We start from the raw sequence: 23,306 nt of genomic DNA on the forward strand, positions 1-23,306 counted from the left end.
GGATAACCGGAGACGCCCCGGGCCGCCGGCGTCCGGGCTTCCCGAACAGCCCTGTCTACTCCCGGTGGCTGGGCTTAATTCATACTCAAGAGTGATTTCCGGGTTCCGGCAACCGCATAGAGTTGAACCTAATATGAGCAGCTCAACTCGCCCCGCGCCCAGTCATGCCGAAGTCAAACAACGCGCTCGCCTCGAGTCGATGGCGGCGGCCAAAAAGCAGCTTGCCGCCGTCGACGAAACGACGCTGGCCGCGTCCGGGCTGAGTTCCGGCCAGGTCGCGGAGCGGCTCGCGTTGGACCTGGGAAACGCGGTGCCGAACGATTCCAGCCGGACCATCGGCCAGATCCTGCGCGCCAACCTCTTGACTTTGTTCAACATCGTGCTGGGCATCTGTCTCGTGATCGTGCTGCTGGTCGGCAAGTGGCAGGATGCGCTTTTCGGTTTCATCGTGATCGCGAACGCCGCGATCGGCGTCGTGCAGGAATACCGCGCCAAGCGCACCCTGGACCGGTTGGCCGTGCTCAACGCGCCCAAAGCCCGGGCGCTGCGCGACGGCGTCGTCCAGGACATCCAGGTGGAACACGTCGTCTACGACGATGTCCTGGTGCTGCGCACCGGAGACCAGGTGCCGGCGGACGCCGAAGTGCTCAGCGTAGCGGGCCTGGAAATCGACGAGTCGCTGCTGACCGGAGAGTCCGATCCGATCGACAAGAGCCCCGGCGACGAGGTGCTGTCTGGTTCCGCGGTGGTTTCCGGATCCGGCACCGTGCGGGTGCAGCGGGTCGGCATCGAGTCCTTCGCCTCCAAACTCACCGCCGAGGCCAAGCGGTTTTCCCTGGTGAACTCGGAGATCCGCAACTCGATCAACAAGATCGTGCTCTACATCACCTGGGCGTTGGTGCCGATCATCATTCTGGTGATCAACGGCCAGATGCAGGCCAAAGGCGGTTGGGGAGTGGCCCTGGGCAACGGGGACTGGAAGGAAGCGGTGGTCTCCGCAGTCGCCTCGATCGTGGCGATGATCCCGGAAGGCTTGGTGCTGTTGACCAGTATCTCCTTCGGCCTGGCCGCGATGACCTTGGCCCGGCGCCAGGTTTTGGTCCAGGAATTGCCTGCGGTCGAGGGGCTGGCCCGGGTGGACATGGTCTGCCTGGACAAAACCGGCACGCTCACCGAAGGCGAGATCGTGTTCGACGCCGAGCAGCAGCTCAATGATGTGCCGGGCTGGCGTGCGGCGTTGGCCTGGATCGGCGCGGACGACAACGCGAATGCCACCGCGGCCTGCCTCGCCGTCGAGTACCACACCGGGCCCACGAAGCCGGCCTTGTCCAGCGTTCCGTTCAACAGCGCGCGGAAGTGGAGCGCGGTGTGCTTCGAAGCCGAAGGCGCCGCCGGTGACGGGGTTTCGACCTGGGTCTTCGGCGCACCCGAAATGGTCCTCGATGCCGGAGCCGCGGAGCACCGGGCAGCGCTGGCACAAGCCGGCAGCCTGGCTGAAAAAGGCTTGCGTGCTTTGATCCTGGCCAACAGCGGCGAGCGGATCGAAGACGAGGCGATCCCGGCGGCGCTGGTCCCGGTGGCGATCCTGACTTTCCGCGAGAAAGTCCGTCCGGACGCCGGGGAAACCTTGGCGTATTTCCGCGAGCAGGGCGTGCAGCTGCGGGTGATTTCCGGGGACAACCCCCGGACCGTGGCAGCGGTGGCCCGCGAAGTCGGCTTCGAAAACGTCGGTCAGGGCTACGACGCCCGGCAGCTGCCCGAGGACCTCGACGAACTCGGCGAAGTGCTGGCGAAGGAGCAAGTGCTCGGCCGGGTCACCCCGGAACAGAAGAAGTCGATCGTGCTGGCTTTGCAGAAGCGCGGCCATGTGGTGGCGATGACCGGGGACGGCGTCAACGACGCGCTCGCGCTGAAAAACGCGGACATCGGGATCGCGATGGGTTCCGGTGCCGCCGCGACCAAGGCGGTGTCCCGTCTGGTGCTTTTGGACGGCCAGTTCTCCCGGATGCCCGGGGTGGTGGCCGAAGGGCGCCGAGTGATTGCCAACGTGGAGCGGGTGGCGAACCTGTTCCTGACCAAGACCGCGCACGCGGTGATCATTTCCCTGGTAATCGGGGTGCTGCTCTGGCAGTACCCGTTCCTGCCCCGGCAGCTCTCGATCACCAGCGCACTGACCATCGGCATCCCGGCGTTCTTCCTGGCGCTGCTGCCGAACAAGCGCCGGTACCAGCCGGGATTCCTGCGCCGGGTGTTGTCCTTCTCGATCCCGGTGGGTGCCGTGATCGCGGCCTGCATCATCGGCGTCTACAGCTTCTCCAGGGCCTTCCCGGACGCGAGCCTGGATCCGGCCGGCCAGTTGCAGGACGGCCGGACGGCGGCGACCATGACGATCCTGTTGCTTTCGCTCTGGGTGCTCGCGGTGCTCGCCCGGCCGTTCGACCGCTGGCGGGCGCTGCTGGTGGGCGCGATGTTCCTGTTGCTGGTCCTGGTTTTCGTGGTGCCGTTCTCGCGGACCTTCTTCGCGCTCGCGGTGCCCAGCGGAACCCTGTTGGCGGTTACCATAGGAGTAGTGGTTCTTGGCTGTGCGGTGATCGAAATCCTGTACCGGATCCTCAAACGCCGTGGTGCCGTCTCCGAACGGGAGTAATTGCTTAGGCGTACCTAACTAGCGACCTGACTCTCGCGAGACAAAGATAAAAGCTGAGGCGAGAGGAGTCCTGTTGTGAGTAAAGTGGACAGCTTCGGATCCAAAGGCGTACTGAATGTCGCCGGGACCGAATACGAGATTTTCCGTTTGAGCTCGGTCGAGGGATCGAACGACCTGCCGTACAGCTTGAAGATCTTGTTGGAAAACCTGTTGCGCACCGAAGACGGTGCCAACATCACCGCGGACCATGTCCGCGCTTTGGCCAACTGGGACCCAAACGCCCAGCCCGATACCGAAATCCAGTTCACCCCGGCCCGGGTGATCATGCAGGACTTCACCGGCGTGCCCTGCGTCGTGGACTTGGCGACCATGCGCGAGGCGGTCAAAGAACTCGGCGGCGACCCGACCCGGGTCAACCCGCTCGCCCCCGCCGAACTGGTGATCGACCACTCGGTGCAGATCGACGTGTTCGGCACCGCCAACGCCGTCGAACGCAATGTCGAAATCGAATACGAGCGCAATGGCGAGCGGTACCAGTTCCTGCGTTGGGGCCAGACCGCGTTCGACGACTTCAAGGTCGTCCCGCCGGGCACCGGCATCGTGCACCAGGTCAACCTGGAGTACTTGGCCCGCACCGTGATGACCCGCGAGGTCGACGGCGTGCTGCGCGCTTACCCGGATACCGTGGTCGGCACCGACTCGCACACCACCATGGTCAACGGTCTGGGCGTGCTCGGCTGGGGCGTCGGCGGCATCGAAGCCGAGGCGGCAATGCTCGGCCAGCCGGTCTCCATGCTGATTCCGCGCGTGGTCGGGTTCAAGCTCTCTGGCTCCATTCCGGCCGGCGCCACCGCGACCGATGTGGTGTTGACCATCACCGAGCAACTCCGCAAGCACGGTGTGGTCGGCAAGTTCGTCGAATTCTTCGGCGAAGGCGTCGCCGAGGTGCCGTTGGCGAACCGCGCCACGATCGGCAATATGAGCCCGGAATTCGGCTCCACGGCTGCGATGTTCCCGATCGACCAGGTCACCATCGAGTACTTGAAGCTGACCGGACGCTCGGACGAAAACGTCGCCCTGGTCGAGGCCTACGCCAAGGAACAGGGCTTGTGGCACGACCCTTCGAAAGAGCCGAAGTTCTCCGAGTACTTGGAGCTCGACCTTTCCACTGTGGTTCCTTCGATCTCCGGACCCAAGCGTCCGCAAGACCGGGTCCAGCTCACCGACGCCAAGGAGCAGTTCCGCAAGGATCTGCACAACTATGTCGCGGTGGGCCATGAGGACATCGAAGACGGCAGCGTGGACGAATCGCTGGCCGAAAGCTTCCCGGCCTCGGACTCGCCGTCCTTCAACCACGCGGACAACCACGCCACGGATTCCGAACGCAAGGTTCTGGTTTCGGCTGCGAACGGAGCCTTCGGCCGCAGCTCGAACCCGGCCAAGGTCAATATGGCGGACGGCCGGGAATTCGAGCTGGACCACGGCGCGGTGACCATTGCCTCGATCACCTCCTGCACCAACACCTCCAACCCCTCGGTGATGCTGGCCGCCGCGGTGCTGGCCCGCAACGCGGTGGAGAAGGGCCTGGTTTCCAAGCCCTGGGTCAAGACCTCGGTGGCGCCCGGCTCCAAAGTGGTCACCGACTACTACGAGAAGTCCGGGTTGAACCCCTACCTCGAGAAGCTCGGCTTCTTCACCGTCGGTTACGGCTGCGCCACCTGCATCGGCAACTCCGGGCCGCTGGAAGAAGAGGTCTCCGCCGCGATCCAGGGCAACGACCTGGCCGTCACTGCGGTGCTTTCCGGCAACCGGAACTTCGAAGGCCGGATCAATCCGGACGTGAAGATGAACTATTTGGCCTCGCCGCCGCTGGTCATCGCGTACGCCCTGGCCGGGTCCATGGACTTCGATTTCGACGTCGACCCGCTGGGCCAGGACGAAGCCGGCAACGACGTCTTCCTGCGCGACATCTGGCCGAACCCGGTCGAAGTCCAACAGGTCATGGACGACTCGATCGACAAAGAGATGTTCGTCGACAGCTACGCTTCGGTCTTCGAAGGCGACCACCGCTGGAAGAGCCTGCCGACGCCGGAAGGCAATACCTTCGAGTGGGATGCGAATTCCACCTATGTGCAGAAGCCGCCGTACTTCGAAGGCATGACCATGGAATTGACCCCGGTCCAGGACATCACCGGTGCCCGGGTCTTGGCAACGCTCGGCGACTCGGTGACCACGGACCACATCTCGCCCGCCGGATCGTTCAAATCGGACAGCCCGGCCGGAAAGTACTTGTTGGAAAAGGGCGTGGCCCGCAAGGACTTCAACTCCTACGGTTCCCGTCGTGGCAACCACGAAGTGATGATCCGCGGCACCTTCGCGAACATCCGCCTGCGCAACCAGTTGCTCGCCGCGGAGAACGACGGAGCCGGGGTCGAAGGCGGTTTCACCCGGGACTTCACTCAGGACGGCGCCCCGCAGACCACCATCTACGATGCCGCGCAGAACTACGCTGCCGCGGGCACCCCGCTGGTGGTCTTGGCCGGGAAGGAATACGGTTCCGGCTCCTCCCGCGACTGGGCGGCCAAGGGTACCGCCTTGCTGGGCGTCAAAGCCGTGATCACCGAAAGCTTCGAGCGGATCCACCGCTCTAACCTGATCGGCATGGGCGTCGTCCCGCTGCAGTACCCGGAAGGCGAGAACGCCGCTACGCTCGGCCTGGACGGAACCGAGACTTTCTCGATCACCGGTCTGACCGAGCTCAACGAAGGCCGGACGCCGAAGACCCTCAAGGTCACCGCCACCAAGGCGGACGGCACCGAGAAGTCTTTCGATGCCGTGGTGCGGATCGATACGCCCGGCGAGGCGGACTACTACCGCAACGGCGGCATCTTGCAGTACGTGCTCCGGCAGATCGCGAACAGCTGAGCGTTGCTCGCGGCAAATAACCCCTGAATGGTCCGAAGGACGGCTGGCTCTCGCAGAGCGAGCCGTCCTTCGGTCGTTCGGCAGCGAAGCACAGATGGACACGAAGTAAACTATTAGCTGAGGCATAAAGCGCAGACACAGGAAATGGGGAACGATGGGACTTCTGGAGACGATCCACCATCCGGCGGACCTTGCCCGGCTCAGCGACGGGCAGATGCTCCAGCTGGCTCAAGAGATCCGCGATTTCCTGATCAGCAACGTGGCGCAGACCGGCGGCCATCTCGGCCCCAATCTGGGTGTCGTCGAACTGACTTTGGCGGTGCACCGGATCTTCGACTCGCCGCGGGACTCGATTGTTTTCGACACCGGCCACCAGTCCTATGTGCACAAGCTGGTCACCGGACGGCAGGACTTCTCCACGCTGCGCCAGCAAGGTGGCCTTTCCGGCTACCCGGAACGCGCCGAATCGGTGCACGACATCGTGGAGAGTTCGCATGCCTCATCCTCATTGTCCTGGGCTGATGGGATTTCCCGGGCGCGCAAGCTCACCGGCGAAGGCGACCGTTATGTGGTCGCGGTGGTCGGCGACGGTGCATTGACCGGCGGCATGACCTGGGAAGCCTTGAACAACATCGCCGCGGACAAAGACCGCAGGGTAGTCATCGTGGTCAATGACAACGGGCGTTCCTACGCGCCTACCGTGGGCGGCCTTGCCGACCACCTGCGTTCCTTACGCCCGGCGATCGACTCGGTCCGGACGCACCGCGCCTATGAAAGCACCTTGGGCTGGGGCAAAGCCAAACTGCAGAACGGCGGCCCGTTGGGCCAGTTCATGTACAAGTCCTTGCATGCGGCCAAAAAGGGCGTCAAAGACTGGTGGGCACCGCAGGGCCTCTTCGAGGATCTGGGCATGAAGTACATCGGCCCGATCGACGGCCACGACCAGAAGTCCCTGGAATCCGCACTGCAGACCGCAAAGAACTTCGCCGGCCCGGTCATCGTGCACGCGATGACCGAAAAGGGACGCGGCTATGCGCCGGCCCGGGCGAACGAAGAAGACCAATTCCACGCGGTGGGCGTGATCGATCCGGAAAGCGGCTTGCCTCTGGACTCTGCCAAGGGGCAGTCCTGGACGTCAGTGTTCGGCGACGAGATCGCCGCGATCGCGGATGAACGGCAGGACATCGTGGGGATCACCGGGGCGATGCTGATCCCGGTGGGCCTGCACAAAATGGCCGCGCGGCACCCGGACCGGGTGATCGACGTCGGCATCGCGGAGCAGCATGCGCTCACCACTGCGGCCGGCATGGCCTATGGCGGGCTGCATCCGGTGGTCGCGTTGTACGCGACGTTCCTCAACCGGGCCTTCGACCAACTGCTGATGGACGTCGCGCTGCACAAGGCCGGCGTCACCGTGGTCCTGGACCGGGCTGGGGTCACCGGCCCGGACGGGCCCAGCCACCACGGCATGTGGGATCTGTCGATTCTGCAGGTCGTGCCGGGACTGCATCTGGCCGCGCCACGGGACGCCACCCGGTTGCGCGAAGAACTGCGTGAAGCGGTGCAGATCGCCGATGCGCCGAGTGTGCTCCGCTACTCCAAAGGCACCGTCGGCGCCGAGGTGGAAGCCTTGGACCGGCTCGACGACGGAGTCGACGTGCTGAGCCGCCGACCGGCCGGTTCGACGGAAAACGACGTGCTGATCGTTTCGGTCGGTGCGATGAGCGAAATGTCCTTGCAAGTGTCCAACTTGATCGGTGCGCAGGGGATTTCCTCCACCGTGGTCGATCCGCGCTGGGTGCTGCCGGTGCCGAAGTCGGTAGTCCGGCTGGCTGCAGAGCACCGCATCGTGATCGTGATCGAAGACGGGGTCCGGGCCGGCGGAGTCGGTTCCCGGATCCGGCAGGAAATGCGGGCGGCCGGGGTGGACACCGCGCTGAACGAAGTGGGCCTGCCCGTGGAGTTCCTGGCCCATGGGACCAGGGGAGAAGTCTTGGAGCGGATCGGACTGACCGCGCAGAAAGTGGCGCACGACGTCGTCGCGCAGGTTCTCGGTGCAAAGGTCCCGTTCGCGCGGCCGTTGCCGGGTCAGCAGATCACGCATACCGGACAGCTGCCCACCCTGTGACCGCCTCAGCCAAGCGCGCCGGGCTCGGCACCGCGCCGGCACTGGGCGACTTGGTCGTCGCCCGAAACCGGAAGTGGGACGGCTGTTCGCACTGGACGGTGCCCGGCCGGTATCTGGGCAGCGATGACATCGGGCATTGGGTGCACCAGGCCACGGGCGCCTTCGTGGCGAAACCCGGTTCGGGCTTCCTGGCCGAGTCGCCGGCGGTGCTGCTGGTGCCGTTCACCGGCGAATGGGTGGCCACGTTCTACGATGAACGGCATCCTGACCACTGCAGCCTCTACGTGGACATCGTCACCGGAATCGACTGGCATCAGCTGGACCGCGGGAACGGCTGGGAGATGACGCTGATCGACATGGATCTGGACGTGATCATCGCCGATGGCAGAACCTGGGTGGACGACGAGGATGAATTCGCCGAGCATCAGGTGCGCTACGGCTACCCTGCAGAAGTCATCTCCCGGATGGAAGAAGCCTGCGCCGCGGTATACCGGGACGTGCTTGCCGGGGTGCCGCCATTCGACGGCCGCGATGCGGTTTGGCGCGGCAAGGCTCAAGGCTTGGGCTGGGATGCCCCGTTGCGCGAAACGTCGCTCGGCGAAGCGTCGCTGGCCGAAGTCTCGCGCGGTTCCGTGCCGGGCTGATCGGGCAGAACTGCGGCGGCCCGTTTCGGGCGGCCGAGGAAAAGGAAGCCGAGCAGGAAGCTCAGCGGAGTGATCGCGACGAAGACCGCGTTGGTGCCGAAGTCCGCATTGGTGAAGGTCGCCAGGGTGAGGATCAGGGTCGTAGTCGTGGCGATCAGGCACAGGGCGGCGATCGCCGAGCAGATGATCACGGCCGGACGGGAATCGGAACTCCGGCGTTTGGCGAAGAAGACCACTGCGCCGATCGCGGTCAGCGCCTGCAAGCTGCTGATCCCGACCAGGCCGGGCGAGTTGATCCAGAGCATCAGCTGCAGGAACGGGTCTGCATCGGCCGCAGCGAAACTGAGCACGATGACCAAGGCCAGTGCGGATTGCAGCAGGCCAGCCACGTAGGGAGTCCGGAACGTCGGATGCACCTTGCCGAACAAGGGCGGCAGGATCGCGTCTTTGGCCAGGCTGTAGCAGTATCGGTTGTTGGCATTGTGGATCGCCAGCTGCGAGGCGAAGATGCTGATCACGATCAGAATGGACATTGCGGCCGAGGCCCAGGGGCCCAGGTAGATTTCCATCGCGCCGAAGAAGAGACCTTCCAATTCTTCGCCGGCAATGGCTTGCACTTCGGCAGCGCCGAAACCCTGCACGATCGACCAGGTGATGAAGGAATAGAACAGGGCCAGAAAGGCGATCGCGACCACGGTTGCGCGCGGTATCGTGCGGTTCGGGTTCCTGGCTTCCTCGCGGTACAGTGCGGTGGATTCGAAGCCCAGGAAGGCCGCGAACGCCACGGTCAGGATGACCGCCATCCCGGGGGCGAAAATCGCTTCGGGCGAGAAGGACTCGAGGCCGATGCCGTTGGCTCCGCCGCGGAACAAGATCGCTGCCGCGAGCAGGGCCAGGATCGCGGTCTCGGCGGCGAGCACCAGGGCCAGCACCCGCGCACCGGTGTTGATGCCGCGGAAGCCCAGGAACCAGACCACCGCGATGGTGGCCAGTACCGGCAGGATCCAAGGCACGTCCCAACCGAACAGATTCCGGAACATCAAACTCGCCTGGGCGCCGAGCAGGCCGTAGAGCCCGATCTGCAAGGCGTTGTAGGAGACCACCGCCACGATCGCGGCGCCGACTCCGGCCCGCCTGCCGAATGCCGCCGCGATGAAGCCGTAAAAGCCTCCGGTGGAACGGACGAAGGGCACCATGGCGATGAATCCGACCGCGAACAAGCCGAGCACCGCTCCGGCGACCAGGTAGACGACTGGTGTGCCGATGCCGCCGATGCTCAATGCCAGCGGTGCGACTCCGGCGAGAACCGAGAGCGGTGCGGCGGCGGCGATCACCATCAGGGCGACACCGGCTGTGCCGAGGACGTTCCCTTTGAGACGGGCTGAATCAGTCATTCGTCCAGCGTCCTCGGTCAGCTGTCCAACGGGTAGCAAATTCTTGTGAGCAGAATCACATTCATTTACTTTTCGCCGGACCTCCAGTTTCCACCCGATTGCCGACTAGTAGTCTGGAGCCATGACTGATTACCGCCCGCTGGGCAATTCCGGACTCATCGTTTCCACCGTCGGACTGGGCTGCAACAATCTGGGCCGGCCCGGAACCGTGACCGAGAGCCAGGCCGGCACCGACGCCGTCGTGCACGCTGCGATCGACGCCGGAATCACGCTTTTCGACGTCGCCGATGTCTACGGCAAAACGCCGGGGGTCAGCGAGGAGATGCTGGGCAAGGCCCTGAGCGGGCGGCGCGACGACGTAGTGGTCGCGACCAAGTTCGGTTTGGACGCCAAAGGGGTCAACGGAGCGGACTGGTCGGCCCGCGGATCCCGGCGCTATATCGTCAAGGCGGCAGAAGCATCTTTGCGCCGCTTGGGCACCGAGTGGATCGACCTGTACCAGTACCACAGCCCGGACGGGGTGACCCCGATCGAAGAGACCCTGGCCGCGTTGGACGATCTGGTCCGGGCTGGAAAGGTCCGCTACCTCGGGCACTCCAACCAGACCGGGTGGCAAATCGCCCAGGCCGCCTACGAGGCCCAGATCGGCGGTTATGCCCCGTTCATCTCGGCCCAGAACCATTACAACCTTTTGGATCGCCGCGCGGAACTCGAAGTGCTGCCGGCCGCCCGGCAATTCGGCCTGGGCGTGCTGCCGTATTTCCCGCTGGCTAATGGTCTGCTCACCGGAAAATACCGGGCCGGCCAGGCTCCGGAGGGCAGTCGGCTCACGCATTCACGGACCAACCTGCTCACCGACGCGGACTGGGGCCAATTGCAGGAATTCAGCGAATTCGCGAAGCAGCGCGGGGTGAGCGAGCTGGACCTCGCGTTCTCCTGGTTGGCCGCCCAACCCGGGGTCGGTAGTGTGATCGCGGGGGCGACCAAGCCCGAGCAGGTCCGGGCCAATGCGCAGGCCGCCTCGGTGCTACTGAGCGCCGCGGACCTGTCCGCGCTGGACTTGATCTTCCCGAAGACGCCGAAGGTCGCGTTGTTCTGATTCCTGCGGCCGAGCGGCCAGCTCTGCAGGTTATCCGGCCCGGAGAACCTGCAGAACTGGCCGCTCGACGGGGAAGCCGGGCCGGTTCAACTCGTCAGGCTAGTTCAGCCGGCCGGGACCTTGTCCACGAATTGCGTGGTGTAGGTTTTGGACATGTCGATCGAGCCGCCCTTGCCTTTGAGGTCCGCGGCGTAGGTATCCAGGATCCGCAACACGTTTTTGGCTCCTTCCGGATCCATTTTTCCGTCTTGGTTGAAGATGCCCTTTGAATCGTTGACCGATTTTTCGTAGAGTTCCTTGCCTGCAGCGGCGTAATCCGCAGGCATTTTCGCAGCGATCGTCGCAGCGTCATTGGCATTGATGTAGCGCAGCGTCTTGACCAGGGCATTGGCGAGTTTCTGCACGGTCTCCGGGTTCTTCTGGACGTAGTCGCAGCTCATGTAGAGCGAGGACGCCGGGTAGAGCCCGCCGAGCGCGGCCTTGGTGCCGTCCGCGGTGCGCATTTCCACCAGTACTTTGCCTTCGCCGCTGCTTTCCAGCTGGGCGATCGTGGGGTCGGTGGTCATCCCGGCATCGATGCTGCCCTGCTGCAACTGCGCGATGAACGTGGGTCCGGCGCCGACTTTGACCGGAGTGTAGTTCTGCACTCCGGCCTGGCCGGCCAGCGCCTGGGTCAGGAAGTCGGTGGACGAGCCGAAGGAGGTCATCCCGAGGTTTTTGCCTTCCAGGTCCTTCATGGATTGGTAAGCCGCCGCGTTCTTGGTGGAAATCACCTCCGCTTCGCCGGGGATGTTGGCGAATTGCACCACGGATTGGATGCACTGCCCTTTCGGCTGGACCATGATCGTGTGGTCGTAGAAACCGACCGCGCCGTTGACCTGCCCGGCGAGCACCGCATTGGTCGAGTTCGCCCCGGACTGCTCCTCGAGCAGCGTGACGTTGAGCCCCTCGTCTTTGAAGTAGCCGAGCTGTTCGGTCAACTTGGCCGGCAGGTAGATCACCTTGTTCAAGCCGCCGACCATGATCGAGACTTCTGGGCTGTTGCCGTTCCCGCCGGCATTCCCGCCGCAGGCGGCGGTGCTGAACAAGACTGCTGCAGCGATCAGAGCGGCGCCGGCCAGTTTCAGCCGACGGCCGGTTCGTGCAGCACGGTAGAGTTTGCGGATTTCCATCAGAGTCCTTTCGTGTGGGAACCGGATTGCGACGGTTTCCATTTCAGAAGTTTGTTTTCCGCCACCGTGAGGATCCACTCGGCGAGCAGTGCGATCACCGTGACGATGATCATGCCGGCGAAGATCCCGGCGGTGTCGAAGGAGCCTTGCGACTGGTTGATCAGCAGCCCCATGCCGCGCTTCGCGCCGGCGTATTCGCCGACGATCGCGCCGATCAACGCGAAGCCGAAGGCGGTGTGCATGGAAGAAAGGATCCAGCTCGTGGCGCTCGGCAGCACGATCGAGGTGAGCACTTTGCGTTTGCTCGCGCCGAGGATCCTGGCGTTGTTGATCACGTTCTGGTCGACTTCCCGGGCGCCGGTGAAAGCGTTGAAGAAGATCACGAAGAAGACCAGCACGAAGACCGTGGCGACTTTGGAGTTGATTCCGCTGCCGAACCAGATGATGAACAAGGCGGCAAGCACGATCCGGGGGATCGCATTGGATGCTTTGATGAACGGGGCCAGGACTTCGGCCAGGAACCGGTTCCGGCCCAAGAACACGCCGACGACGATGCCGGTAATGGTGCCGAGGATGAAGCCCAGCACCGCTGCGGAAACCGTGTAGCCGATGTTCTCCCAGATGCTGCCCACCGGGGTGCCGACGGTGAACCACTGGACCAGCCGTTCCCAGATCAAGGAGGGCCGGGAGATGAAAAATGTCCCGCTGAGCCCGACGATATTGGCCGTGATCTCCCAGCTGCCCAACCAGATCGCGACCAGGGCGGCGCGAAGCCCCCAGATCCGCAGCCTGGTGTTCCGGGCATTGGCCCGGACCCGGTTCATCAGGTCCTGTTCGGTTTCCTGAGCGAGCACCGGTGGGCGCGTGATGATGCTTGTCATGGTTTGATCCTCCGCGCTCAACCGGCGACCGCGACGGCGGCGCGGGCGACTTCGACTTCTTCGCGCAGGCTGTCCCAGACCTGGCGGTAGATGTCCAGGAATTCCGGAGTCAGCCGGATCTCTTCGACATCCCTGGGCCGGGGCAGATCGACCGCGAAGTCGGCCTTGATCGAGGCCGGGCTCGCGGTCATCACCACGACGCGATCGGCCAGCACGATGGATTCCTCCAAGTCGTGGGTCACGAAGATCACCGCGGAATCGGACTCGGCCTCGGACCACAGCCGCAGCAGTTCGGCTTGCATCAACTGCCGGGTCTGCACATCGAGGGCGCTGAACGGCTCGTCCATCAAGATGATTTCCGGGTTGTTGACCAGGGTTTGTGCCAAAGCCACGCGTTTGCGCATGCCGCCGGAGAGCTGGTGCGGATAATAGCCTTCGAACTTGGCCAGACCCACCCGTTGTACCCAATCCCTGGCGTTTTCCCGGGCTTCGGCCTTGCCGATGCCGCGATAGCGCGGCCCGGAGGCCACATTGTCGAGGACCGTGAGCCAGGGCAGGGTGGCGTCGGTCTGGAACATGTATCCGATGCCTTCCGGGATCCCTTCGACGACTTGGTCGCGGACCCGGGTTTCGCCTTCGGAAGCCGGTTGCAGGCCGGAGATCAAGGAGAGCGCGGTCGACTTCCCGCAGCCGGTGGGGCCGACCAGGGCGACGAACTCGCCGGGCTCGACGCGCAGGTTCACCTCGCGGATCGCAGTGTGGATGCCACCGCCGGTTTTGGGGAAACGTTTGGTGGCGTTCCGCAGTTCGATCAATGGAGTGCTCATGGACATCTTTGTCCTTTCGTTCAGTTTTCTTTCAGAAATGTGTGCTGAGTCACATGCAAAGCTGGGATGAGCCTAGGCCGCGGATGCGGTCCGGCAATGGTTGTGTGCGCAAATCCGGATTCTGCTCATTACGCGCTTTGATCCGCTTGTGCGCGAGCAGATCGTCAGGGTCCGGTATTGCGCATACTATTGGCGCAGAAAACTTTCCGGGATCGACTGCGGTGCAAAGGGGCATGGAGTGGGTATTCTCGATGCCTTCGCCCGGCGGCGGCGCAGCTTGCCGAAACCGGGTGGGATGAGCTTTTCCAGCCGATTGTTGATCCAACAGATTGCGATCATCTTGTTGATCATGCTGCTCTCCAGCGGCATCTACGGGTGGTTGACGTACCAGCGGCTGGTCGCCGAAGTCGGCGCCAAGACTCTGGCCGTGGCGCAGAGCCTGGCCGAAGACGAGGACCTGAAGCGGATTCTGGATGCCGACCGGACACCGCCGGATCCGAGTACCCTGCCGGCCGGTCCGGTGCAGGCCCATGCCGAAGTAGTCCGGGCCCGGATCGATGCGCTTTTCGTGGTGGTCACCGATCGCAATGGGATCAGGCTGGCGCATCCGGATCCGTCCCGGTTGGGCGAGATGGTCAGCACCGACCCCAGCGCCGCGTTGAGCGGCGAGGAGGTCACGGTCCAGGAGGTCGGCACGCTCGGTCCGTCGGTGCGGTCCAAGGTCCCGGTGTATGCCGCGGACCGGGAGATCGTCGGTGAAGTCAGCGTCGGATATTCGACCACGGACATCCTCGACGCGATGTGGCTTTCGGTGGGTCCGATCGTCGCGGTCGCCGGTTTCGCGGTGCTGCTCGGCGCCGGCGGCTCGGCGTTGTTGATGCGGCGGTTGCGCAAGGTGACATTGGGCCTGCAACCGGAGGAGATCGGCGAATTGGTGAAAGACCAGGAAGTGGTGCTCTACGGGGTCGACGAAGGAGTGATCGGGGTATCCGCGGACCGCAGGCTGACCATTTGCAATGACAAAGCCAAGCGGTTGCTGAACCTTCCGGAGGCGGCGGGCCAACCGTTGACCGAATTGGATTTCCCGCCGGCGATGCTGGCGCTACTGGAACAGGAATCCGGCCAGGAGAGCGCTCAGATGCTGGTCGGCGCCACCGTGCTGATCGTGTCGGTCCGCAAGGTGATCCATTCCGGGCAGGATCTGGGCTGGGTCGTGATGGTCCGCGACCGAACGGACGTCCAGGAACTGAGCCGGCAATTGGATGCGGTGGGGACGCTGAGCCAGGCCTTGCGCGCGCAACGGCACGAATTCGCGAACCGCCTGCATGCGGTGTCCGGCCTGTTGGACATCGGACAGCCGGCCGAAGCTTCCGCCTACTTGCGCCGGACCTTGGAAACCGGCCCGTTGAAGTATCCTTTGGAAAACGGGGGGTTGCTCACAGACACCTTCCTACTGGCCTTCTTGGGTGCCAAAAGCACCCAGTCCGCCGAGCGCGGCGTCAATTTGAGGCTGGGGCAGAACACCTTGCTGCACAGCCCGTTGGCGGACGCCCAGGACGTCACCACGGTCCTGGGAAATCTGGTGGACAATGCGATCACGGCAGCGGTGCAGGGCACCTCGCCGGACCGCTGGGTGGAGGTCGAGTTGCTCAGCGACCGCAGCACCTTGCACCTGACGGTCTCCGACTCCGGCGACGGGATTCCGGAACAGCTGCGCGGCAGCCTGTTCGAAGAGGGGATTTCCAGCGCTGGTGCCGGCTACTCCGCCGGCCGGGGCGAAGGCATCGGTCTGGGCTTGGCCAGGCAATTGGCACGGCTGGGCGGCGGTGAATTGCGGTTGCTTTCCGCCGGGACGCCCGGTGGTCCGGGCGCGGTTTTCGTTGCCCGGATGGAACGGGTTTTGGAAGAGACAATCATGGGGGGCCAGGTTGACTGAGGATTTTCGGGTATTGATCGTCGACGACGATTTCCATGTGGCGCGGCTGCACTATGCCTACGTCGAGGCGACGCCGGGGTTCATCGCGCTCGAACCGGTGGGCGGCGGCGAGGCAGCCCTGCGGGCGGTGGCCTCGTTGCGTCCGGACTTGGTGCTGATCGATGTGTATTTGCCGGATTGGAACGGCTTGGACGTGCTCCGGAATCTCGACGTGGACGCGATGGTGCTGAGCGCGGCGAGCGATTCCGACTCGGTGCACAAGGCGATCCGGCGCGGCGCCCTGGGCTACCTGATCAAACCCTTCGGCGCTGAAGTGCTGACTGCCAAGCTGCGCGGATACGCGCGTTACCGGCGGTTGCTCAGCGCCGTCGGCAGCATCGACCAGGAAGGTCTGGAGCGGGCGCTGCGGCAACTGCATCCGGTGGACAGCGCGGCCAAACCGCGTTCGGTGACCGAGCAGGCAGTCGTCGGCTCGCTGGAGCGGGCCGGTGCGCTCAAGCGCACCGCAGCGGAGGTGGCGTCCGACGTCGGCATCTCCCGGGCCACGGCGCAACGTTACCTCTCCGCCCTGGTCGAGGACGGCGCGGTCGAAGTCTCGTTGCGCTACGGAACCGCGGGGCGGCCGGAACACCAATACTCCGCCCGGCCTTAAAACGGACGAGCGTTGACTTATGGCTGGTATCAGAAGCCCAAACCAGCCATAAGTCAACGCTCATCGCGGGGGACTAGGCCCGGGAAGCGACTCCCGGAGCGTGGAACCGCTTGCCGTTGACCCGTTCCGAAGCCCCGACCCGGTCCAGGTACGGCGTGATGCCGCCCAAGTACATCGGCCAACCGGCGCCGAGGATCATGCACAGGTCGATGTCCTCGGCCGCTGCGACGACGCCCTCATCGAGCATCAAGCCGATTTCCTCGGCCAAGGCGTCCTGGGTGCGGGTGAGCAGTTCTTCGCCGCTGATCGGAGTGTCGCCGAATTCGAGCAGGTCCAGGGTCTCCTGCGGGACGAACGGCTTGCCGTCCTCGCCGATTTCCCAGATGCCTTTCTTGCCGGCATCGATCAGCCGCTGTTGGTTCTGCGAGACCCAGAATCGGTCGCCGAAGGCAGCGTGCAGCGATTCCGAAACATGCAGCGCCACGGGCACGCCGACCATCGAGAGCAAGCTGAACGGAGTCATCGGCAAGCCCATCGGACGCAATGCGGTGTCCGCGGTTTTCGCGTCGGTGCCCTGGTCGAAAGCCTTGGCGATCTCGCCCATCAGGCGCAACAGGATCCGGTTGACCACGAAGGCTGCGGCATCCTTGACCAGCACGGCATTCTTTTTCAACGCTTTGGCGGTCTGGAATGCCGTGGCGAGCACTGCGTCGGAAGTTTCCGGCGCCCGCACGATCTCCAGCAACGGCATGACTGCCACCGGATTGAAGAAATGGAAGCCGACCACGCGTTCCGGATGCTTGAGCCCTTCGGCCATCGCGGTCACCGAAAGCGAAGAGGTGTTCGTCGCCAGGATGCAGTCTTCCGAGATGATCTCTTCGAGTTCCGCGAAGACGTCCTTTTTGACCTGCAGCTCTTCGAAGACCGCCTCGATCACGAAGTCGGCGTCGGCGAAGGCCTGCTTCGACACCGAACCGGTGACCAGGGCCTTGGTCCGATTGGCCGCATCCGGCGAAATCCGCTTCTTGGCCAGCAGCTTGTCCACTTCGCCGTGCACGTAGGCCACGCCTTTGTCCACGCGGGCCTGATCGATGTCGGTCATCACCACCGGCACCTTGAGCTGCCGCGCGAACAGCAGCGAGAACTGTCCCGCCATCAGCCCGGCGCCCACCACGCCGACCTTGGTCACCGGCTTGGCCAGCGATTTGTCCGGTGCCCCGGCGGGCCGCTTGGCCCGTTTCTGCACCAGGTCGAGGAAGGCATACACCGTGGCCCGGAATTCGTCGGTCTGCATCAGATCGGCCAACGCGTCGTCCTCCGCGGCGAAGGACTCCTCCTTGCTCCAGGTCTTGCCCTTTTCGAACAATTCGATGAGCCGCAATGGCGCCGGAGCGGCGTTCGAGGTCTTGGCCTTGACGATCGCCTTGGCCTTGGCGACCGCGGCATCCCAGGCTGCCGACTGGGTTTCGGTCAACGGATCCGAAACCGCGTTCGGCCGCTGCACGGTGATTTCGCCGGAGATGACCTTGGCCGCCCAGGCGATGGACTGCTCGAGGAAATCAGCGGGTTCGAACAAGGCATCGGCGATGCCCAGGCGGAAGGCCTGCGGCCCGGAGGTCGTGCGGTTGTTGTTCAAGGCGTTTTCCACCATCACGGTAACCGCGTTCTCCGGACCGATCAGCCGCGGCAGCAAGTAAACGCCGCCCCATCCTGGAACGAGACCGAGGAAGGCCTCGGGCAAAGCGAGTGCTCCGGCGCCCGTGGACACCGTGCGGTAATTGGCGTTGAGCGCGATTTCCAGTCCGCCGCCGAGCGCCAGTCCATTGATGAAGACGAAACTAGGCACCTCCAGCTCGTTCAGGGTCCGGTAAACCTCATGGCCCAGCTGCGCCATCCATTTGCCCTGTTCGCGTTCGCCGAGCGAGCCGACCGCGGAAAGATCCGCACCGGCCACCAGGAAATAAGGCTTCCCGGTCACGCCGACGCCGACGATCTCGCCCCGGGCGGCCCGTTCGCGCTGTGCTTCGAGCAGGGTGCCCAATTCCACCAAGGTGTTCGGACCCAGCGTGGTAGGGCGCTGGTGGTCCAGACCGTTGTCCAAGGTGATCAGGGCGAAGGTGCTGCCATCGGGCAGTGCCACGTCGCGGAGATAAGAGTGCGTCACGACCTCGTTCGGGAACAATTCCGCGAGCTTGTTGAATTGCTCGCCAATGGTTTGCTCGGGGGTGCGGTTCATGCTGCGGCTCCTTCGTCCTGCTGACCGGCGAAATGCGGCCCGACAAAATGGGGATTGGCCCAGATCACGGTCGCGCCCATGCCCAGGCCGATGCACATCGTGGTGATGCCGTACTGGACCGAATGGTCTTCTTCGAACTGCCGGGCCAACTGGTTCATCAAGCGGACGCCGGACGAGGCCAGCGGGTGGCCTACCGCAATCGCTCCGCCATAACGGTTGACCCGGGGGTCGTCGTCGGCGATGCCGAAGTAGTCCAAGAACGACAGGACTTGGACGGCAAACGCCTCATTGATCTCGAACAGGCCGATGTCTTCGATACTGAGTCCGGCATTTTTGAGCGCCTTTTCAGTGGCCGGAACCGGTCCGATGCCCATGACTTCGGGTTCGACGCCGGCAAATCCGTAGCTGACAAGTTTCATCTTGACCGGAAGTCCGAGCTCCTCGGCTGCCTCGGCCGAGGCCAGGATCGCGGCCGTGGCGCCGTCGTTCAATCCGGCGGCGTTGCCCGCAGTGACCCGGCCGTGCGGGCGGAACGGGGTGCGCAGCCCGGCGAGGTCTTCCATCGTGGTTCCGGGCCGCGGCGGTTCGTCTGCGGTGTTGAGCTGCCAGCTGTGTCCGGGGTTCGCTTCAGTAGCGCCGGCCTCGGCTTTGAACGCCGCGACCGGCACCAGATCCGGCTGGATCTGGCCTTTTTCGTAGGCTGCGGCGAGCTTGTTCTGCGAATTGACCGCATAGCGGTCGGTGCGCTCCTTGGTGATCGCCGGGAACCGGTCGTGCAGGTTTTCCGCGGTATTGCCCATGTTCAGCGCAGCCGGATCGACCAGGCGTTCGGACATGAAGCGCGGGTTCGGGTCGGCGCCGGAGCCCATCGGATGGTGCCCCATGTGCTCGACGCCGCCGGCGATCACCACATCGTAGGCGCCGAAGCCGATGCCTGAGGCCGTGGTGGTCACGGCCGTCATCGCGCCGGCGCACATCCGGTCGATCGCGAAGCCGGGAACCGACTTCGGCAGGCCGGCCAGCAGAGCGGCGGTGCGGCCGATGGTGAGGCCTTGGTCCCCAGTTTGCGTCGTCGCCGCGATCGCCACGTCATCGATGCGTTCCGGCGGCAACGAAGGGTTGCGGCGCATGAGGTCGCGGATGCATTTGACCACCAGATCGTCGGCCCGGACGTTGGCATAAATGCCCTTTTCGCCGGCCTTTCCGAAGGGGGTCCGCACGCCGTCGACGAAGACTACTTCACGGACTTGCCGTGGCTTTGGGCTCACCTGTTGCTCCTCTTGTCGAAAACTCGCAGGAGTTCGGCGGGGCTCCATTGGCACACCGCTCCACTAAGGCTATGTTACTCATTGGTAACATAGCCTTCAAGCGAAACGTCAGTCGGTTGCCTCGGGATCTGCCGCAGTGTTCGCTTTGGCCGGCAGCTGATCCGGATGCCGGAATGCTTCCGCGAGCAGGGGTGCCGTCTGCCCGATTTGCCAGGGCCGGGCACCCAGGTCTGCCAGGGCTTCGCCGATCCCGGATTCGGTGAGTTCGGCCGGCGGGCGCCAGGAGATCCGACGCACGAAGTCCGGGGTGAGCAGGTTTTCCACCGGCAGGTTCAGGGTTTCGGCCAGCGCGAGCAGCCGAGGCCGTACCGTGGCGAACCGGGCTGCGGCCGCCGGGTCTTTGTCCGCCCAGGCGCGCGGTGGTGGCGGCGAACTGCTGGGCAGGTGCAGCGGTGGCAGCTCCTTGAGCGCTTTGGCCTCGTTGATCGCCCGCATCCAGCGCGGTGCTTCGCGTTGCGCGGCACGGCCGTGGAAACCCGAGGTCGCCAAAAGTTGCGGCACGGTGTCCGGCATTGCCCGGGCCACTGCCACCAGGGCTGAATCCGGCAGCAAGCGGCCCGGGGCGACGTCCCGGTTCTGCGCCAAGGAATCACGCTCCAGCCAGAGTTGCCGGACTACGGCCAGCTGCCGGCGGTCCCGGAGTTGGTGCACTCCGGAGGTGCGGCGCCAGGGGTCGGTCCGCGGCGCGGGCGGGCCGGCGTCGAGGATCGCCTGGAATTCCTGCTCCGCCCACTCGAGCTTTCCATCGGCTTCGAGCAGTTCCACGAGTTCGTCGCGCAACTCCGCGAGGACTTCCACATCCAAGGCCGCGTAGCGCAGCCAGGGTTCGGGAAGCGGCCGGGTCGACCAATCGGCGGCCGAGTGCTCTTTGGCCAGGCCGAAGCCGAGCAGCTGCTCGACGACGGCGGCCAGGCCGACCTTGGGCAGACCGGCGATCCGGGCGGCCAATTCGGTATCGAAGAGCGAGCTGGGCCACATGCCCAGCTCGGAGAGGCAGGGCAGGTCCTGGCTGGCCGCGTGCAGGATCCATTCCACGCCGGCGAGCGCCTCGTTGATGCTCGTGAGGTCGTCGAACGGCTCCGGGTCGATCAACCAGGTCCCAGCTCCTTCCCGACGGATCTGCACCAGGAATGCACGTTGGCCGTAGCGGAAACCGGAGGCGCGTTCGGCGTCCACTCCGGCGGGACCGGTGCCGGCGGCCAGCGCCCGGGCAGCCCGCTCGAGTCCTTCCGGGGTGTTGATCACCAAGGGCACGCCGTCTCGGGGGGTATCGAGTTCGATCACCTCGGGCAAGGCGGACAGGTCGAGCTCCGCGGATGGTTCTCCGGATCGAACCGCGGCCGACGACGTCGGAGCAGCCGGTTCGGCTGTGGATTTTCCGGCTTCCGGCGCCGGAACCTTCCGGGCCGGTGGTTTTTTGCCCGTCGCTTTTGCGGCTTTCGTCTTCGTCGCCGTCGCTTTCGTCGTCGTCTGCGTGGCCGATGGCTCATCGGCAGGCGGTACGGTGTGGTTCGAGGCCGGGGCATCGGCGCGACGGCTCTGCCGTGCGGAACGGTCGCGGGTTCGTTTTTCGATGGGATCTGCCGGATCGGCTTGGAATGTCATGATGAGACCAGTTTATCCATCAGCTGGCTGGAGCGGTGCGCCACGGCCGGATGCCGCCGGGATGGAACGACGGTCAATTCCGGCGTCGATTCGGCAGGGCGCTGACGCCTTCCGGCAAGGGGGGGGAGCCCGGCAAAGGTGCAGACCATGTCCGACCAGGCTTCCAGGTGGGCCTTGACGTCTTCGCTGGCCGGAGTCCAGGAAGCGCGGAGTTCGATGTCGATCGAATCCGGCCGCCCGGCCAAGGAGCCGTAGCTTTCGGAAAGGATCCGGGTGGCGGTGCCGCCGGCCGCCCGGTAACCGGCGCGGTGCGTGTCGAGGGCTTCGACCAGCCAGGTCCAGGCGACTGAGCCGAGCATCGCATCGGTGCCGATGTCCGCCTCAAGCTGCGCGCGGATATAGGTGACGATCCGGAAAGTCCCGTCCCAGAGGGCGGAACCCTCCGGATCGTGCAGCAGAATAAATCGCCCAGTGGCCAATTCATCGGCGTCGTCGGGCTCTTGGCCAGGAGCGACTCCGGGTGTGAAAACTTCGGCTCCGAGGGCCACCGCGTAGGGTGCGAGCCGGGACGGCGCGGGGATTTCTTCCAACCGCAATTCACTGCGACACGTTGCTTGTCGCAGTGTTCCTAAGGCAGTCAGGAAGTCTGAGGGTACCTGTGCTAGCGCGCTCACCCTCGCAGACTATGCCCGGGCACCGACAATTAGGCTCAGGCGCGCCGCCGGAGCTCAGTCGGCGCCGTTGCTTTTGTTCGAAACTTCGGTTCGGATCGCGGCCAGAAAAGCGTCGATGTCTGCTTCGGTGGTGTCGAAGGAGCACATCCAACGCACTTCGCGCCGGGCCTCGTCCCAATCGTAGAAGCGGAACTTCTCCCGGACCCGGTCGGCGACGCCGTCCGGCAGGATCGCGAAGACCCCGTTGGCCTGGGTTCGCTGGCTCGCTTCGACGCCCGGGATCTGATCGATTCCGGCGCGCAGCCGGGCTGCCATCGCATTGGCGTGCGCTGCCGAACGGAGCCAGAGGTCGCCGTCGAGCAGTGCGATGAACTGGGCCGAAATGAAGCGCATTTTCGAGGCGAGCTGCATATTGAGCTTGCGCAGGAATTTCATGCCGGGCGCTGCCGCAGGATTCAGCAGCACCACGGCTTCACCGAAGATCATGCCGTTCTTGGTGCCGCCGAAGGAGAGCACGTCCACGCCAGCATCGGTGGTGAAGGCTTTGAACGGCACACCGAGTGAGGCTGCCGCATTGGCTAACCGGGCGCCGTCCATGTGCAGCAGCATGCCGCGTTCGTGCGCGTGGTCGGCGATCGCCTTGACCTCTTCCGGCGTGTAGCAGGTGCCCAATTCGGTCACCTGGGTGATCGACACCACCAGCGGTTGGGCCCGGTGCTCGTCGCCCCAGCCCCAAGCTTCCTGGTCGATCAACGCGGGGGTGAGCTTGCCGTCCGGGGTTTCCACGGTGAGCAGCTTCAGCCCGCCGACCCGTTCCGGGGCGCCGCCCTCATCTAGGTTGATGTGCGCGGTCTTCGCCGCAATCACGGCACCCCAACGCGGCAGCATGGCCTGCAGGCCGAGCACGTTCGCTCCGGTGCCGTTGAACACCGGATAGACCTCGATCTCCTGGCCCGAAAGCGATGGTCCGAAGTGCTTTTCGAACACTTCGGCCAGCTTTTCGGTGTACACGTCTTCGCCGTAGGAAACCTGATGGCCTTCGTTCGCAATGGCCAGCGCGGCGAGGATTTCGGGATGCACGCCGGCATAGTTGTCGGAGGCGAATCCGCGCAGCTTCTTGTCATGGAGTGGTTCGGTCACAGTGATGTCCTCGGGTTG

15 protein-coding genes and 1 pseudogene are annotated in these 23,306 nt (G+C 64.5%); 7 read left to right on the forward strand and 9 right to left on the reverse strand.

Translation table 11 applies throughout. The features are described 5' to 3' along the window. Positions 1-133: 133 nt before the first annotated feature. The 4 genes from JOE69_RS17115 to JOE69_RS17130 all read left to right on the forward strand — a co-directional run bounded on the left by JOE69_RS17115 (position 134) and on the right by JOE69_RS17130 (position 8,344). The gene (locus tag JOE69_RS17115) at positions 134-2,647 is read left to right on the forward strand and encodes an HAD-IC family P-type ATPase (RefSeq protein ID WP_309800813.1); all 2,514 of its coding nucleotides are present in this window, start codon (positions 134-136) and stop codon (positions 2,645-2,647) included. 75 nt (positions 2,648-2,722) lie between these two features. Next, positions 2,723-5,572, forward strand: a complete 2,850-nt coding sequence (locus tag JOE69_RS17120; RefSeq protein WP_309800815.1) for an aconitate hydratase — start codon at positions 2,723-2,725, stop codon at positions 5,570-5,572. Positions 5,573-5,726: 154 nt separating this feature from the next. After that, a complete protein-coding gene (dxs, locus tag JOE69_RS17125; RefSeq protein WP_309800817.1) occupies positions 5,727-7,700 on the forward strand; it encodes a 1-deoxy-D-xylulose-5-phosphate synthase in 1,974 nt (657 codons plus the stop codon). Further along, complete coding sequence (locus JOE69_RS17130) at positions 7,697-8,344, forward strand: DUF402 domain-containing protein (protein ID WP_309800819.1); 648 nt, start codon at positions 7,697-7,699, stop codon at positions 8,342-8,344. The genes dxs and JOE69_RS17130 overlap by 4 nt, the downstream gene beginning before the upstream one ends. Here JOE69_RS17130 and JOE69_RS17135 read toward each other — a convergent pair. After that, a complete protein-coding gene (locus JOE69_RS17135) occupies positions 8,254-9,738 on the reverse strand; it encodes an APC family permease (protein WP_309800821.1) in 1,485 nt (494 codons plus the stop codon). The two genes, JOE69_RS17130 and JOE69_RS17135, sit on opposite strands and share 91 nt — an antisense overlap. Before the next feature lie 121 nt (positions 9,739-9,859). On the opposite strand from JOE69_RS17135, the gene JOE69_RS17140 reads away from it, so the two are divergent. Then, entirely contained in the window at positions 9,860-10,837 is a 978-nt protein-coding gene (locus tag JOE69_RS17140; RefSeq protein ID WP_296361531.1) for an aldo/keto reductase, read from the forward strand. Between the two features lie 104 nt (positions 10,838-10,941). On the opposite strand, the gene JOE69_RS17145 is transcribed toward JOE69_RS17140, so the two are convergent. Genes JOE69_RS17145 through JOE69_RS17155 form a run of 3 tightly spaced genes read right to left on the reverse strand, consistent with a single transcriptional unit; the run spans position 10,942 to position 13,717 of the window. Further along, the gene (locus tag JOE69_RS17145) at positions 10,942-12,009 is read right to left on the reverse strand and encodes an ABC transporter substrate-binding protein (protein ID WP_309800825.1); all 1,068 of its coding nucleotides are present in this window, start codon (positions 12,007-12,009) and stop codon (positions 10,942-10,944) included. After that, a complete protein-coding gene (locus JOE69_RS17150) occupies positions 12,009-12,890 on the reverse strand; it encodes an ABC transporter permease (protein WP_296361533.1) in 882 nt (293 codons plus the stop codon). The genes JOE69_RS17145 and JOE69_RS17150 overlap by 1 nt, the downstream gene beginning before the upstream one ends. A 17-nt stretch (positions 12,891-12,907) precedes the next feature. Further along, on the reverse strand, positions 12,908-13,717 hold the full coding sequence (locus JOE69_RS17155; RefSeq protein WP_296361535.1) for an ABC transporter ATP-binding protein: 810 nt from the start codon (positions 13,715-13,717) through the stop codon (positions 12,908-12,910). A gap of 238 nt (positions 13,718-13,955) precedes the next feature. On the opposite strand from JOE69_RS17155, the gene JOE69_RS17160 reads away from it, so the two are divergent. Beyond that, the gene (locus JOE69_RS17160; RefSeq protein ID WP_309800829.1) at positions 13,956-15,653 is read left to right on the forward strand and encodes a sensor histidine kinase; all 1,698 of its coding nucleotides are present in this window, start codon (positions 13,956-13,958) and stop codon (positions 15,651-15,653) included. Then, a complete protein-coding gene (locus tag JOE69_RS17165) occupies positions 15,646-16,305 on the forward strand; it encodes a response regulator (RefSeq protein ID WP_309800830.1) in 660 nt (219 codons plus the stop codon). Before JOE69_RS17160 ends, JOE69_RS17165 begins: the two co-directional genes overlap by 8 nt. Before the next feature lie 73 nt (positions 16,306-16,378). On the opposite strand, the gene JOE69_RS17170 is transcribed toward JOE69_RS17165, so the two are convergent. The 5 genes and pseudogenes from JOE69_RS17170 to JOE69_RS17190 form a co-directional block, all read right to left on the reverse strand. Continuing rightward, positions 16,379-18,541 (reverse strand): 3-hydroxyacyl-CoA dehydrogenase NAD-binding domain-containing protein, encoded by a 2,163-nt coding sequence (locus JOE69_RS17170; protein ID WP_309800832.1) that lies wholly within the window; start codon positions 18,539-18,541, stop codon positions 16,379-16,381. After that, on the reverse strand, positions 18,538-19,857 hold the full coding sequence (locus JOE69_RS17175; RefSeq protein ID WP_309800834.1) for a thiolase family protein: 1,320 nt from the start codon (positions 19,855-19,857) through the stop codon (positions 18,538-18,540). The genes JOE69_RS17170 and JOE69_RS17175 overlap by 4 nt, the downstream gene beginning before the upstream one ends. 60 nt (positions 19,858-19,917) lie before the next feature. Beyond that, complete coding sequence (locus JOE69_RS17180; RefSeq protein WP_309800836.1) at positions 19,918-21,474, reverse strand: ribonuclease D; 1,557 nt, start codon at positions 21,472-21,474, stop codon at positions 19,918-19,920. Positions 21,475-21,547: 73 nt separating this feature from the next. Then, positions 21,548-22,148: pseudogene (locus JOE69_RS17185) on the reverse strand (DUF3000 domain-containing protein). Between the two features lie 54 nt (positions 22,149-22,202). After that, entirely contained in the window at positions 22,203-23,288 is a 1,086-nt protein-coding gene (locus JOE69_RS17190; RefSeq protein ID WP_309800838.1) for a threonine aldolase family protein, read from the reverse strand. Between the last annotated feature and the right edge of the window lie 18 nt (positions 23,289-23,306).

It is taken from the genome of Arthrobacter russicus, from assembly GCF_031454135.1.
Lineage (GTDB): Bacteria > Actinomycetota > Actinomycetes > Actinomycetales > Micrococcaceae > Renibacterium > Renibacterium russicum.